The organism is Aquimarina penaris (assembly GCF_040786285.1).
Taxonomy (GTDB): domain Bacteria; phylum Bacteroidota; class Bacteroidia; order Flavobacteriales; family Flavobacteriaceae; genus Aquimarina.
The window spans coordinates 527,975-543,244 of the sequence record NZ_JBFMKQ010000001.1 but is presented as its reverse complement, the minus strand read 5'-3'; the positions used below and the strand labels follow the sequence as shown (position 1 = coordinate 543,244).

Here is a 15,270-nt window from a genome sequence, read left to right as displayed (position 1 = left end):
GTGACTAGTGGCGGGTAAGAGTAAGAAAGGAGATAACAAATAAAGCAGCTATAGGTTTTGTAACTTATGGCTGTTTTTTTAGTATGTTGGCATAGTTTTGTGTGGCACACTAGTTGCAAACTAGCGGGAGCGGGGGATTTTAATTTTATAAAATATGAGAATTGTTATAATACTAATCACAGCAAGTTTTCTTATTTATTCTTGTAAAGAGGTAAAAAGTAAAAATGAAGTAATAGAGAAGGTAAATGCAGAAGTAATTGATCTAAAAGACCCTTCATATTGCAATGACATTGAGAACACTATTGGGATAGTTATTGTCAATAAAGAGAACTTTAAAGATGGTGATAAACTCAATATATTGAATGAGGACTTATCAGTGTTTAAAACTTCAGAGATGAATGAAGAATACGAAATATCATCTTATAAATGTCTTAGTGTTAATGATAGTATCTATTCTATCACAACAGAAGGAGGGACTAAGTATATCAGGAAAAATGATCATTTGGTAAGTCTCCAAAAGTGGGATGAACATTTATTGAACAGTATTTTTTCTATTGGTGTAGATGTGGAAGATAATCCTATTAGAGAAACTATAAAAGGAAAGCCAATATTGTCTAAAAAGTCAAATAACCACAGGATATCTCCTATTGAAATAAAAGGAGATTGGATGAAAGTAAAGCATCAAGACTTTAATACAGAGAAAACAACAGAAGGTTGGATAAAATGGAGAAATGAGAAATGCCTCGTTGTGGAAATCTTTTACTTTGCTTAAAAAGACTTAAAACATAAATTTACACAATTAAACCACTCTTAACAGAGTGGTTTTTTTATGCTCTAAAGTGAAGTAACACTACTAGTGCTGTCGTTTACCCCAAGGATACTACAATCTATAACAGTAGCTTAGAGAGCTACATAAACTTAATGTATAACCCCGCTCCCGCATTCAATATGTAATAAATAGTATTGCAATATCTTCAACAACTGATGTAACGACAATCATATGATCTAAAATTGGCTCTGCATCATTTGTGGAACCCATCTAAGGCATTACAATTGGCTCTACATCACTTGCGGAAGGTTTCGTCACTACTACAAAACCTTCCTGCAGCCTGCAGGGTATTTTCTCAACACGACGAAACCTTCCTGCGTGATGCAGGAGGCTTTCGTTACTGCCACAAAACCTTCCTGCGTGATGCAGGAGACTTTCGTTGCTGCAACGAGACCATGCTGCAGCGTGCAGGGCGTTTTCGTTACCATATAATCATAAACAGTAGCGTTATAAGATGCTGTAATTGGTGATATCAATAACAATTAAAATAATACCTTCGTGTACTAATCTTAAAACCTAATTGTATATCAACAATGAAAACACACAAACTCACTTTTAGAAATGTACTACTATTGTTATTAATCACAATAAGTAGTCAACTTATGGGGCAAGAATCTGCGATATATGCAGGAGGCCCTATCTATTATGGCAGAGACTATGCTATTGACGAATTGCGCAACTCTGGTTTTTCAACCGTAATCGTTTGGACTATTCATATCGAAGCCAATGGAGACCTGGGATTTAACGGAGAATTTCCATTGGTAAAAAACGGAGAGTATGTAGGGGATCAATCCTACCCTAATTTTCCTAATGATGTGGCCAGACTTAAAGCGGCACCTACCTCTATTAATCGAGTAGAATTTGGACTTAGCGCAGCTGGGTCGGGTACTTTTGAAGCCGTAAGAAACTTTTATAACTCAGAAGGTTTTGGACCCGGTACAACGCTGTACAGAAATTTTGCAGCCCTAAAAGCGGCTATCCCCACTATTGATGCTTTTAATAATGATGACGAAAGCACGTATCATGTTGCTTCGGCAGTGGCTTTTACAAAAATGTTGGCCGAACTTGGATTTAAAAACGCCATTGTACCCTATACAAGAAGTAGTTTTTGGAGTGCCTTAGTAAGCCAGGTTAATGCATCCTATCCTGGTAATATCGATAGAAATTATTTGCAATGCTACGCTGGTGGCGGGGGTAATAACCCGTGCTCATCATCTTGGGACTTTGGGATCCCGGTATATCCCGGTTTATGGGGAGGTTCTGGGCAATCATCTACAGCAACGGTAGAAAACAGAATGAATAATTGGCAAAACAACTGTGGTATCACAGGAGGCTTTATGTGGATCTATGATGATTTTGATAATAGCTCTGCAGTAGCGGGTTATGCCGCTGCCATTAATAATGCACTTTCTCCTGGTAATGCTCCGGGAAGAGCTGGTTCACCCAACCCTTCTAATCAATCGACCAATATAAGTACGAATACCACACTAAGTTGGTCTGCAGGATCTGGCGCCAACGCTCATGATGTATATTTCGGAACCAATCCTACTCTTGGGACTTCTGATTTTAAGGGGAATCAATCCAATACATCATTTGCACCGGGAACATTAAATCGTAATACTACCTATTATTGGCGAATAGACGAAGTGAATACCGTAGGCACTACTACAGGCGCTACATGGAGTTTTACCACAACAACCGAAACATCGACTACCGTTGATCATACAGATCCGGTGGGTACAGGTGTCATCACGGCAAGAGCGCAGATCAATTCGGCAGAAAGTGCAGATAGAGCTTTTGATAATCTGTCTACAAACGGAACACAAAATTCTAGCTGGAGTAAATGGTTAGATAATGGGGGAGCGCCAAGTAATGCTAATCCGAGCTGGATTCAGATACAATTGCCAGCTGCAGTAACTGTAAACAAGCTTGCCATCACTAGTGCTAATGATGTGCCAGGTAGAGATCCCGAAAATTTTAATATCCAGGGGTCAAATAATGGTACAAACTGGACAACACTAAGCAGTTGGACAGCACAAAGTTGGGCAAACCGCTTTCAGAGAAAAGAATTCAGTTTTACGAATGCTACAAACTATACCTATTATCGTATGAATACCACTAAAAACAGAGATGGTGGTAGTATGACGCAAGTATGCGAGATAGAGCTTATTGGCCCTTCGGGGACTAGTAATCCTCCTACAGGGTGTACAGACTGTGTTGATTTTAATACGGTGAGCCTAACCTCATATTCTAATCAGGATGTTGAGGGTACATATACAATAGAGGATAATGGAGATACTGCTCGTTTAGTCAATAACACTTGGAAACGTTCTGCCACTACCTACAGGATTACTGCAAATACAGTCGTAGCATTCGATTTTAAAAGTGATCGAGAAGGCGAGATTCATGGTATCGGGTTTGATGAGGATAACAATTTAAGTAGTAATAGGATTTTTAAAGTACACGGCACCCAAAACTGGGGCATCAGAAGTTATGATAACTACAATGCTTCAGGTAATTATAAAACCTATGTGATCCCGGTTGGGAATTCATACACAGGTAATGCTATGAACTTAGTCCTTGTAAATGATAATGATGCAGGTAGCGGTAACCATAGTTCGTTTAGAAATATAAGAATTTATGAAAGTGCTGGGTTTGCAAGTACCGTGTCTTTAGATAAAAAAACAGTGATTAGTAATGAACTTGATGATGAACCGATAGCAGCATTTGGGAAAAATGGTATTATGGCGTATCCAAATCCATTTACGACCAATGTAAATTTGAAATTACCTAAGGGACATCAGTTTACTAAAGCAAGAATATATACCATTTTGGGTCAGTTAATTGCTGAACAAAATATTGATTTAGAAATGAAAGTAGTACAGTTCAACGCTATGGAAAATACTAAAGAAGGAATAGTGTTAGTAAAGCTTGAAGGGAAACAAAAAACAGTTACCTATACGTTGCTTAAAAACTAAATAGCAATACATAAACCTAATGGCGAGGATATACGATACTCTCTTGCCATTAGGTTTTACCTTTATAAAAAGGGCCGTTTAAACCGCTTTTAATTTATCTAATTTAGACTGTCTTAAATACAAAAAGAACGGAAATGTAAATGCTATCGCGACCAAAAAGGTTAATGGGATCAATACCCACCAGTATTTTATCTTTAGCTTAATGGCTTCAGGGATATACCATACAAAAAACGTAATGACCACAACCAATAAGTCTGCACTAAAGGACCTTGCCGGAAATGTGGTTTTGGTTTGCGCAATATAATTTAAAATAGAGGTGTCTTCGGCAGTCATATAAAACTGAATATTAAAATACCAGGTATAACATACACCTAGAATTGCCAATAGTAAGAATACGTATTTAAGTTTCATTATTGATGAGTTTTAGACTTAAATGTACTCATTTATTCTATGATTTAATAAACAACTTTATTTAGACCATTCCTTAATCGATTCCTCATTTAAACGAACAAAATCATCATTACCGGCTTTTTTTGCTAATGCTAAAGACCTTTTGGCCACGGTAATTGCTTCAGTTTTTCTACCCAAATCGGCAAGAATCAGAGCTTCGCGATGCACCTGAAAAAACCTTGGATTGTTACCCTTGGTCGCTTTCTGAATATACTCTAGAGCGGTATCGAGATCTTTACCACTTTCATGTAAATATAAAGCTGCTCTAAAATAGTCAAAAGTGGTTGGGCCGGCTAAAGTTTTCTCTATACTGGCCATGGTTTTTTTATGCACTTCTACTTTTATAGGTAGTGTTACTTTAGTATTTTCCCAGGCAAATATAAGATCAGCAGTTTCCATAGTGATGTTATTAATACTGATAGTGAAGGTCTCTACTAGATCCGAGACTTTTTTGCTATTGCCAGTAACAGTTGCAATGGGTTCTTTCTCTACATAACTAGTCCAGTTACCAGAGTTATATGGGTAAAAATATATGTTCCATGCAGATGCTCCTGGTTTTGTAAGAATCGCATATGCTCCAGCTTTAAGTTCTTTGCCTGCAACCGTAACATTATCATCAAATGTGATCTTGGTGGCAGCATTGGCTCCTGTTCTCCAGAGTTTATCAAATAGAACTACGCCATCTGTTCCAAAAATTTTGCGCCCTTTGGCACTCGGACGCGAGTAGTGTATTTCGATATTGGTAAGACCAACAGTCTGTATAATTTTGGCTGATGTGCTGGCAGCAGGTGTTTTTAATTGTGAAAAGGATGTTGCCGTAACAATAAGGGCAAGGGTCAATGTGATATATAGATTTTTATACATGATGTTATACGTTCTGATTGTTAAAGTATTCTGATGGCGATGCTCCCATCAGTTTTTTAAATGATTTATTAAATGTTGTTTTAGAGTTAAAACCGGCTTCTTGGGCAAGCCCGAAAAAAGTAAGGTTTTTTGCTTTTTCCGATTTAGCTAGGTCAACAAATTCTTTGATTCGATAATAATTTACATACTCAAAGAAATTCATGCCTATATTTTCGTTAAGCAAACGAGCCATTTCGGGATTGCTAACCCCAAGCATTTCGGCAAGCTCAGCTTTTAAAAGTTTGTTATTTAGGTATGGCTTCTTTTCTTGCATCAGAGCTTCTAATTGTGATTTTAGCCGATCTAGATCTGTTGTGGACAACTTAGACTGTGTATACTTTTTAGAGGTGATCAAAGGGGTAATTTTGAAAAGCTGAGGTTCTTTCATACTATAAAAAGCAATAAAAAGTATAATAGAAGCTATGCTTAACCATATCACCTGCCAGTTGGGTCTATTAAGAATCTGAACTCCAAAAATGCTTAAAAGATACATGGTAAACCAACAGGCTAAACAAATACCGATAGCGATTATAAAATTTAGGAAAAATTGAGTCTTTACTGTATAGCTTACTTCATTTTGTATGTCTTTTCTGAATTTCAAAAAAACATGCAGACTCATAAGCCAGTAGCTGATATTAAAGATCAGTCCAATACCTACTAACAATAGTATAATTCGATACTGTTCTCCGCTTTGTGTTCTTGCTCGTAATACTTCGTCTGATGGTAATATGATAAGAATAGTAACAGCAATGTTATAAAAAATAGCGGGTACATAATGGAATATATCCTTGTATGAAAAGTACCTGTTAAGCAATGAAGATCTTGTAAATAGATAAATAGTGGGGCCAAATAATAGAGTGGCAAACTCTGAAAAGGTTACTAACCGATAATCCTGGCCAAAAATGCCTGAGATATACAAAACACGCCCTGATAAACCAATCATTAAGACGAGTACAAAAAATGCGATGTACCCGTTTATGTTTTTTCTGTTCTTAGCCGAAAAGAGGTAAATGAACAGTAAAAATACACTTTGGAAATATCCAAAATAGACCAGTTGATTCAAAAATGATTGCATACGATACTTTTAAGCAAGCGGTTAGTAAGGCTCTAAAATAGTTAACTTAAGTTACTAGTTACTTTTTAATAAGTATTTTAAGTTCCTTCTCCTTGGGGAGAAGGTTAGAGCCTGTGCTGAACTTGTTTCAGTAATGAGGGGGTTTTTACATCGAAAACTCTCGTCTTAGTCCTCTCCCAAAGGGAGAGGAGACCATAATTTTGATACTAAAGTATAACTAGCCACTTACGTTAGTTGATCACAAACTGATTAACATGTTCTACTCCTTTGTGACTCATGGTAAGGTTTTCTTGGTAAAAAGCTTCAAAAGCTGCTTTGTTTTCCCATTGGGTAAGCACCAGGTAATCGGGATTGTAGTAATATCCTACCGGGGATTTGCCTTGGGTAAGCTCAAGAACACTTTTTCCGCCTTTGGCTTTAGCTTTTTGCAACCATTCTTTTTTAAATTTCGAGAATGCTCCGGCATCCTTTTGCCAATAGGCAGTGGCTACAATAAATTTGTCTTTGTTAATTTCGAATGCAAGATCATTTGGCATTTCATAATAGACCAGGTTGAAAATAGACCAAATATCTCTACGTTGTTTGTGAAAATCGGGGACAAAAGTTTCGATTTCGGCAATAAACGCCTCACGATTTTCGAGATCATTCCATTTCCCAAATAAAAAGCTTGTTGGCTGTATGTTTCCTTGCGTAGTTTCGGTTATTTTAAATCCAGGTTGTGGCTTATAGCTTCTTTTGACAGCTACAGGAAATGCAGTTTCTCTATATTTTTTGAATAAGGCATTTCCTTCTGGTTTTGTAGTGAGTAAAAGAATATCCAGGATTTCACCTTTTTTAAAATGGTAAGATTTGATATTAGACTGCGCATGTAGCGTTAGGCTAGAGAGTAATACAATACATCCAAGGATTGTGGTTTTTAAAAATGTCATATGTTCGATTTTAAATTGATTTATAATGGCGAAAGTAGGGGGTGAGTTTGTAAATATGAAGAAAAATAAGGCTGTATAGGTACACATACGGTAAGCGTACGTGTATTGAGATATAGAGTTGGAACTTCTGTGAGTTATACTGATAACATCAAACAGGTACTCGGATATAATATTTGGTTTGACTCTATTGGCAAGAAGTATTATCAGGATTCAGAACATTACTCGGCATTTCGAATCGACTCATCATGATACCCAGATTCGTAGAGCCCAATAATTTTGGTAGGATTACCATGCTCATCCAGCACAAATTGTAATCTAAAATCTATTAGATCCTTCATGATAAAGATCTCTCGGGATAAGGGAGTGAGTTTTCGGTATTGTATTCCGTTTGCATTATCACGGCCATAATAGAGCACATTGTCTCTAAACTCAATATTTCGAGGGCCGTATTTTCCCGCAAGTGTTTTTAAGTGATCGAGAGTCACAACGGCGGGAGTTTGCACCGCTTTGATATATGTCATCCCCCAATCGAGACGCTGGGGATCTGCATTTTCTAGCGTTTTGGCCTGTGTGTAGTATTGTGAAGCCTTCTCATGTTCTTGTTTGTTAAGATATAATCTGGCCATTTGCATATAGGCGTTTGCATCTTTTGAGTTGGTCTCGATATTAGATTTTAAAAGTGCAATACTTTCTTCAAATTTTCCGACCCTAGAGAACTCTTCACCAAGCCAACCTATATTTTCTGTATTAAATTCTTCGGGATGTTGAAGCTTTAATTCAGGTAGTTGGGTGTTGATCACTTCTACACCTCGATCAAGGATTGCCCAACAAAACTTAGCCACAGGAGAGGTGTATTGACTATATTCAAGAAATGTAATACCACTGGATTGACCCCCAATAGTATGTGCTATAATATCTTTATTGATTCCTAAACCATTAAAGCTATTGGTAAGGTAGACCACGGCCAACTTGTGCTCGGGATATGCCAAAATATAATTGCGAAAGATTCCATAATCACCCCATTGCCATAGTCCCAGGCCATTATTATCTTTCTGAACACCAAAACCAAGACTCCATGTCAATCCTAAGTCTTTATCAACTTCAATTTGTGGGGTGAGCATTTCTGTAAAGGTATCGGCGTGTAACCCTTTTTGTTGTATTATGGCACCTATAAATTTGGCATAGTCTGCCGCTGTGGTATAGAGGCTGGCCCCTGCATGAGACTCTGTATAAGTACGTACTGGCTGAGGTAAGCTAAACATATCGTGTCCATTAGCGGCTGAGGATTGATAGTCGTCTTGCCATACCATCGAACTATGGATCATCTTAAGAGGGTCTAGCACATACATTTTGATAAGTACATCTAATGGCTTGTCCTTTAATTTTTCGATGACCCGTTGCAACAATTCGTAACCAGCTGCCGAATATTTATATTTTGTTCCGGGTTCGAATAGGATAGGGTAGACATCGCCTGATTCGCCATGAGGCATTCCTGCAGAATGGCTAAGAATATGTCTGGTAGTCATTTTTTCGGCCCAGGCTTTGTGAAAACCTTCTTTGTTCAGTGAATGACCAAAAAAAGCCTCGATTTCCTGCTGAGTAAAATATTGTATTACGGGTGTATCCAGATCCAAGGTTTTTTCTTCAATCATCTTCATCGCAAAATATGCAAACAAGGGCTTTGTTAGAGAAGCAGCTTCAAAAACGGTGGTATCGCTTACTTTTTCAGAACTTTCTGTATTTTTCACCCCAAAACCATGTGTCCAGATTGTTTTTCCATCCCGTATTAAGGCAATTTGCAGTCCTGGTACTTTTCCTTTTTGCATAAGCTGGGGAATAGTAATTTTTAATTCTGAGAGTAAAACCTCTGTGTCACCTGTAAGCTTAAGAGAAGAGAGATGGTCTTGAGCATATCCCTTACCAAAGGAAATATAGAACAGAAAAGACAGGAGTATACCAATCGTTTTCATAAGTTATGATCTAAGAGTTATTGTACTGAACAAGATAATGATTATAAAAGTATGTTGTATTACTCTGAAGCTTATTAACACATTGCTTCATTATCGTATGGTAAGCAAATCGTCTTTCCGCTTAATACCTGGTTTTGAAAATAAGGCATCAAAAATAGCTACTGTACTTACTGCCGCCTGATCAGGTTTGAGAGCGGTATCAGAAATACCGGATACCACTCTTGAGATGTTATGATCTACCGTTCCTTTTTTGCTCCATATATCCACAGGAGTTGCGGTTAAATACGCAGAAAAATTATGATGCCCAGAACCGGGTCGTTCTCCAATGATATGGATAATACCTTTATTTTTATCTATGTTTTCTTGTTGTCCAAAAAGAACTTCGCCACAAGCATAACCGGCACGAACTCTTCCATGGGTGATGACTATTTTTTCTTTACTCACGATATAGCCTTTTGCATGTAGTTCTTTTTCTAAGGTTTCGAGAAAAGGAGCCAAATGGTTGATGTCTGTTAATGCTCTAACATTAAGTCCATCAGAAATGATGATTTGTACATCGGGAATTTGATCACCCCAATTTTTGCGTATATTTTTTAGAATATTGATGGAATCATCATTTAATTCTTCACCCGACTGCGGATGATACACATAATCTTTCCTGTTTTCTGATTTTGTGTTTATCGCAATAGCAGCAGGTAGAGTTGAAATAAAAGCAGAAGTGATTTCTGTCCATAAACTTACTTTTGCATCTTCGTACAGTCGATGTACTTCTTGATCCAAGTCTGGTTCCAAATCCCAAATATGTTCTCCGTAACCTTCGGCTATTGCAACGCCTCTTCCTCGTATTTCTGAAATATACTTCTTGCCTTCAGCATATATTTTGGCCTTGCTTCTTGTATCTTTTTTAGCCATACAATATCTATAATACACCCAAATCGGATCTCCAAAATGCTCGGTCGGCTTATTATTTTGGTCAATGATATTTAGTTTTTTAAAAAAGTCCCACATGGCATCATTCACCTTATATCCAAACTGCTCTCTAATTTTTACATGGTTATTAAATGCTGTGGTAAGGTAACTTAGCATAGGGTCATTTTTGGTAGGCAATGCCATTAGATAGGCGGGATTTGCTGGCATTATTTGTTCGATACACCAATTCAAATCTTCTAAGGTAATATCCATATGTAACGTCGAACAAACATCTAACCCAATGGTTAAACCGTGCAATTTGCCCATCACTGTATCTTCTAAACAACATCGAACTAGCTGCTCTTTGGTTTTGAATACTTCGGGGCCAATAAAGCCTGCTACATCATTTACAAAAACCCAGGGTGCATTGCTACTGGTTTTTGATGCTTCCATTTCTAATTTTAGAGCACGTAAAAACCCATATTTTCGGGATTCATGAAGTACCATATCAAAACCTTCATCATGACCATTGGTAAAATCGGCTCCTTGTCCGGTTTCAGCATAAAGACCATATTGCCCCTGGCGTTTTAAAACGTGGTCAAACATTTTATCAATAGTGATATCAAAAGTTTTATTTGCACCTACCGTTCCAGCAATACTTTGAAACCAAATTCCAGTGGTTCCGGGATGACGTTTTTCTACTTCAGACTGAATATCAATATGAGAAAGTACGCAGTTGGGTATAATATCCTGTAGGTTGAATGTTGTAATAATATCATAGAGTGCTTTCTCGATGTTGGCAACAGAATCTGGTTCGCTTGATACTGGGTTAGTTCCTAACACTAAATCCCCAACACCATAGGACCACGCATTAAATACTTGCCACATGATGTCATCGATATTATCGGTAGGGGAATTGGGTTGCACTCTGGCACTCAAATATCCTTTGCTTCCGATCTTACTATTGGGTAAGGGGTTGAAAACCTTTTGACCCACTTTTATAAGCTCTTTGTTGCTCATAAGTTTTACCAGACAGCCAATAACATCACTGGTAAGGCCGGGCATTATTTTTTTTATGGCTTCTTCTGGTTGAGTCAATACAAAATTCTTCAAATCACGGATGGTCCAGTTAAGAAAAGAATCATCTGGAGGTAGTATTGTTGTTTTTTGAATTAATTCGAAGATATCATCCTTGAATAGAGGATTTAGAGTTAAGGCTCTAATTTTGGTGTTATTGAGCAAAGCTCTGGCATTCTGACGTGAATTCTCGGTATCTGCCGCCAAACCTATTGCTTGATCTCCTTCTTTGAATTCATTAGCGAACCCAATGATCTGTCTGTATAGGTCCATATTCATTTCTCCTTTTATTCTTTTGATATATGAGAAAATATCTTCATTGCCCAAAAGGTCAACAATATCTTCTCCTTCAGGTTTTGGAAAGGTATTTGACTTTGTCCAAAAGTCACATCCGCTCAAAAAAATGACAGAAGTACCAAGGAATCCTATCTGCGCTAAAAACTCTTTACGACCAATGCTGCTCATATTAAACTGATTTTAAGTTAAATAGAACACTTTATCCTAAGGTAGGGAATTATTTTATTATTTACTAGTGCTAAATATATGTGTTGTAGCAGGGCATAAACACATAGGTTGTTAAGTATAGCGTGCTTTAAATTATGGGGTATATATTAAGTAGATAGTTTGCAAACAAAAACCCCTGAAACATTAAAGTTTCAGGGGTTTTTAAATTTTGATTATTGATGGTTGTTTATTGTACCACAAATGGTTTTTTGTTTCCGTCTAGATTAAGGAAATATAAACCAGCTCTTAATCCGTCAGTGTCAATAGCACCATTAAATGCTCCTTCATCTACTTTTTGACCCATAGCATTGATAATCGTATACTTTTGAGGTGTAGTTGATTTCTTTATAGAAACACTTAATCTTTGACCTTGAACAAGTGGATTGGGCCATAAAGAAAATACTTCGTTTATAGTTTCTGTTGGAGTAGTTCCTGCAAATGCAGCCGCCGCTCCAGAGGTTATAGCCACATTATCGATTGCGATATCGGCTTGCCATGTTGATCCGGTGATTCTGTTAAATCTAAGTTTTACACCACCACCTGCATACGCAGAAAGGTCGATATTAGCACTTAACCAAGAGTTTCCTTTATTTCCTGTTTGGCTCCATAATGATGTCCATGTAGCACCTTCATCGGTACTTGCATCTACAGCAAGGCTACCCATATCTGTTGCACCATACATATGGTAGCTAAAAGAGAAACTTGCGCTGCTAAGTCCCGAAAGATCAAAACAAGGTGACTCTAACACGGCTTGCTTGTCAGGATATCCTGTACCGCTTCCTGATGCTTCTACAAAAAGGTAGTAAGAACCTTGAGTAGCACTAGATGGTCCTGTATTTCTAGATGGAGTTCCACTAGCATCGATCGTCCAATCGATATCATCTGTAGTAGACTGCGACCATGCACCTAATGTGTTTTCAAACCCTTCATTATATGGGAAAGATGTAATACCTGATGTACATGCTGATGCACCACCACCGGCTGTAGTTACATTGACTACACTACTTGAAGCAGATGTGTTACCTGCTGCATCTTTAGCTCTTACGCTAAATTGGTATGCAGTGTTTGCTGTTAATCCTGTAATGTTAGCAGAAGTACCTGTTACGTTACCTAAGTTAGCAGATCCTTGATATACATCGTATCCGGTTACTCCTACATTATCTGTAGCCGCATTCCATGATAGTGTTAGTGTAGTTTCAGCAACACTAGATGCTGCTAATCCTGTTGGTATAGAAGGCGCTTGTGTATCAGCTGCTCCTGCACCGATTACTACTTCGTAGTCTTCTACTTCTCCGTATTGGAAAGACTCACATGCTGTTGGTATCCCATTATATTTCATAGAAACACGCATTCTTGTAGCACCATCTGTAGCTCCAGAAGGAACTGTGAAAGAACCACTTACTGGTGTTGTTTGTGTAGCGGCTTGTGTAAATACTTGTTCTCCTGCATCAGCAAAATCACCATCTTGGTTATAATCAATCCATACACTGTATCCTTCGTTATATTGAGTACCTGTCCAGGTTGGTGTAATTGAAATTGTATTAGAACTACCTTTTTCAAGGTTAGTCGAAATTGAAGTAAAGTCGTTATATCCGCCAGTTCCTGCACCTGTTGCATTGTTTATAGTTCCTAATTGAACTCTACCAATATATTCATCAGCTACGCTGTTCCCGTTAGAACCACAGTATGAAGTACTTCCTCCACCACCAAAAGGTTGTCCGACCCCAACAGCATGCCATGCATTAGTCACAGCAATTTCTTCAGCTCCACCTGCAGTATATAGATCTTTTGCAGCTTGTATAGAACCATTTCTGGCATCTAAAAATGTAGAGTTAGCCGATAAATAAACGTTTAAGGTTCTGTATGCAATTTTTGCTGCTTTATCCATTCCGATTCCTGCTACAGTAAATGCATCTCCATTATCGTTTACACCATCGGTTCCTGCACTACCAGCTACAGCTAAGTAGAACCAGTAGTTTAATACTCCACTATTGGTATGTACACCACATTGGTCATTATAATTAGGATCATTAGGATTTCCGATTGGCGTGATACAGCCTTCGGCAACTGTTGCAGGTCTCCAATTTGTTCCTCTATACGTATCAGGTTGTCCTAGTGATTTGGGATCGCTCATAGAACGCAATGCAGCAGATCCGTTACGTCTGTCGATTTCATCACCAATTAGCCATGTATCAGCAGAAGGAGCGGCATCATTTCCGTTTCCTTTAGCAAAATGCTCTACTGCAGCTCCCCAGATATCAGAAAACCCTTCGTTTAGACCTCCTGATTCTCTTCTGTAAGCAAGATCGGCAGTAAAAGTCGTTACAGCGTGCCCGATTTCATGAGCTGCTACATCAAGACTAGTAAGTGCATCAAAGAATCCGTTTCCTTCAGTTCCGTTAGAAGAACCATCTCCATAGGTCATTACACTACCATTCCAGAATGCATTGTCATATCCAGCACCTCCTGGTTGGTTGTCATAATGTACCCAACTGTTGATGGCAGCACCGCTACCGTTAAAACTATTTCTAGAATGTACTGTAGACCAATAGTCATACGTTACCTCGGCTCCCCAATGCGCATCTAATGCAGCATTGTCTTTTGCAGCATTGTCAAATTCTGCAGCAGTCCAGTTATTATCACCGTCTGTAAAGTTTGTTGATGGGTAGCTATTGTTACCACCACTGTTGTAGGTGTTTACACCACTACCTCTGGTATTATCTCTTAGTGCAAAACTTCCGCTTATGGTACGAGTAGTAATCGTTTTGTTACCACTGTATCGTGTTGCAGCATTACCTGTGGCCAAAGGTGCAGCTTCAAAAACTTTAATTCCTGTATTTTTATCAACAGATATCGTTTTTAAGTTTTTAGCAGAGTTACTATGTTCTCCGACATGTTTGATTATTGAATTATAGAATAACACTCCTCCCGTGCTTGCATCTACATAAACATATCCTCTGCTTACTTTTGGGGCAGTCGCATAGATATCAAATTTATACGCTAAGTTAAATTTAGTGACTACACCATCCTTACCTTTAGAATCAATATTTGGAAGAATCACCAGTTCACCTTCTGGCTTTTTATAATCTATAGCTTTGGAAGCCTCGGAATTGTCCCACATGTATTGGGTAGCACCAATATTGGTTATCGCTCTTTGTAATGCTTGCGTAGCTGATAATTTAGGGGTTGTACTTATACCATTAACATCGAAATATTCTCCTCCGCTAAGAGAAGAAGCTCTTCCATTTTTACTATTAAGACGAGTAGTACCAAATTCTACTTTTACACCTTTATACATTTGCTGAAATTTTTCATGGGTAATTCCTAGCTTGTCTGTCTTTTGTTCAACTTTGGTGTATGAGTTACCTTCACTTAAACCAATATACTTTTGAAAGATATTTTGTGAACTCTTTTGTTGTACATCAATTTGTATTAAACTTTCAGGTTGTTTGAAAGAATTCTCCTGCTTGCCCTCTTGTGCAGTTACACACAATGAAGCAAAACTGAATGCAGATAAAAGAATAGCATTCTTGTAGTGTTTTTTCATGTTCGTTGAGTTTGAGTTAGCATTTATTCGATTTCATTGAAAATAATTCAATGAAAGTGACAAATGTGTTGAATTATTTTCATTTTTTAAAATAAATTC

9 protein-coding genes are annotated in these 15,270 nt (G+C 37.8%); 2 read left to right on the top strand and 7 right to left on the bottom strand.

Features of this window, described 5'->3' with window-relative positions; all coding sequences use genetic code 11:
- Positions 1–154 precede the first annotated feature (154 nt).
- Positions 155–772 carry a hypothetical protein gene (locus ABW637_RS02130; RefSeq protein WP_367582981.1) on the top strand — a complete coding sequence of 206 codons (618 nt, stop codon included), beginning with the start codon at positions 155–157 and terminating at the stop codon, positions 770–772.
- Between the two features lie 590 nt (positions 773–1,362).
- Positions 1,363–3,807, top strand: coding sequence for a discoidin domain-containing protein (locus ABW637_RS02125; RefSeq protein WP_367582980.1), 2,445 nt, complete (start codon positions 1,363–1,365; stop codon positions 3,805–3,807).
- Between the two features lie 78 nt (positions 3,808–3,885).
- Here ABW637_RS02125 and ABW637_RS02120 read toward each other — a convergent pair whose 3' ends face one another.
- From ABW637_RS02120 to ABW637_RS02090, 7 genes are all read right to left on the bottom strand, one after another.
- On the bottom strand, positions 3,886–4,218 hold the full coding sequence (locus tag ABW637_RS02120; RefSeq protein WP_367582979.1) for a DUF2834 domain-containing protein: 333 nt from the start codon (positions 4,216–4,218) through the stop codon (positions 3,886–3,888).
- 57 nt (positions 4,219–4,275) lie between these two features.
- On the bottom strand, positions 4,276–5,121 hold the full coding sequence (locus ABW637_RS02115; protein ID WP_367582978.1) for a DUF2911 domain-containing protein: 846 nt from the start codon (positions 5,119–5,121) through the stop codon (positions 4,276–4,278).
- Between the two features lie 4 nt (positions 5,122–5,125).
- On the bottom strand, positions 5,126–6,235 hold the full coding sequence (locus ABW637_RS02110; protein ID WP_367582977.1) for an AraC family transcriptional regulator: 1,110 nt from the start codon (positions 6,233–6,235) through the stop codon (positions 5,126–5,128).
- A gap of 230 nt (positions 6,236–6,465) precedes the next feature.
- A complete protein-coding gene (locus ABW637_RS02105) occupies positions 6,466–7,164 on the bottom strand; it encodes a hypothetical protein (protein WP_367582976.1) in 699 nt (232 codons plus the stop codon).
- A 218-nt stretch (positions 7,165–7,382) separates the two neighbouring features.
- On the bottom strand, positions 7,383–9,134 hold the full coding sequence (locus tag ABW637_RS02100; protein ID WP_367582975.1) for a serine hydrolase domain-containing protein: 1,752 nt from the start codon (positions 9,132–9,134) through the stop codon (positions 7,383–7,385).
- Between the two features lie 90 nt (positions 9,135–9,224).
- The gene (gene eutB, locus ABW637_RS02095) at positions 9,225–11,585 is read right to left on the bottom strand and encodes an ethanolamine ammonia-lyase subunit EutB (protein WP_367582974.1); all 2,361 of its coding nucleotides are present in this window, start codon (positions 11,583–11,585) and stop codon (positions 9,225–9,227) included.
- 226 nt (positions 11,586–11,811) lie between these two features.
- The gene (locus tag ABW637_RS02090; RefSeq protein ID WP_367582973.1) at positions 11,812–15,171 is read right to left on the bottom strand and encodes a M4 family metallopeptidase; all 3,360 of its coding nucleotides are present in this window, start codon (positions 15,169–15,171) and stop codon (positions 11,812–11,814) included.
- Positions 15,172–15,270: the final 99 nt, after the last annotated feature.

Bases quoted from the DNA above. Each gene is read 5' to 3' on its own strand.
- ABW637_RS02130 (WP_367582981.1), top strand. From the start codon at position 155: ATGAGAATTGTTATAATACTAATCACAGCAAGTTTTCTTATTTATTCT.
- ABW637_RS02125 (WP_367582980.1), top strand. From the start codon at position 1,363: ATGAAAACACACAAACTCACTTTTAGAAATGTACTACTATTGTTATTA.
- ABW637_RS02120 (WP_367582979.1), bottom strand. From the start codon at position 4,218: ATGAAACTTAAATACGTATTCTTACTATTGGCAATTCTAGGTGTATGT.
- ABW637_RS02115 (WP_367582978.1), bottom strand. From the start codon at position 5,121: ATGTATAAAAATCTATATATCACATTGACCCTTGCCCTTATTGTTACG.
- ABW637_RS02110 (WP_367582977.1), bottom strand. From the start codon at position 6,235: ATGCAATCATTTTTGAATCAACTGGTCTATTTTGGATATTTCCAAAGT.
- ABW637_RS02105 (WP_367582976.1), bottom strand. From the start codon at position 7,164: ATGACATTTTTAAAAACCACAATCCTTGGATGTATTGTATTACTCTCT.
- ABW637_RS02100 (WP_367582975.1), bottom strand. From the start codon at position 9,134: ATGAAAACGATTGGTATACTCCTGTCTTTTCTGTTCTATATTTCCTTT.
- eutB (WP_367582974.1), bottom strand. From the start codon at position 11,585: ATGAGCAGCATTGGTCGTAAAGAGTTTTTAGCGCAGATAGGATTCCTT.
- ABW637_RS02090 (WP_367582973.1), bottom strand. From the start codon at position 15,171: ATGAAAAAACACTACAAGAATGCTATTCTTTTATCTGCATTCAGTTTT.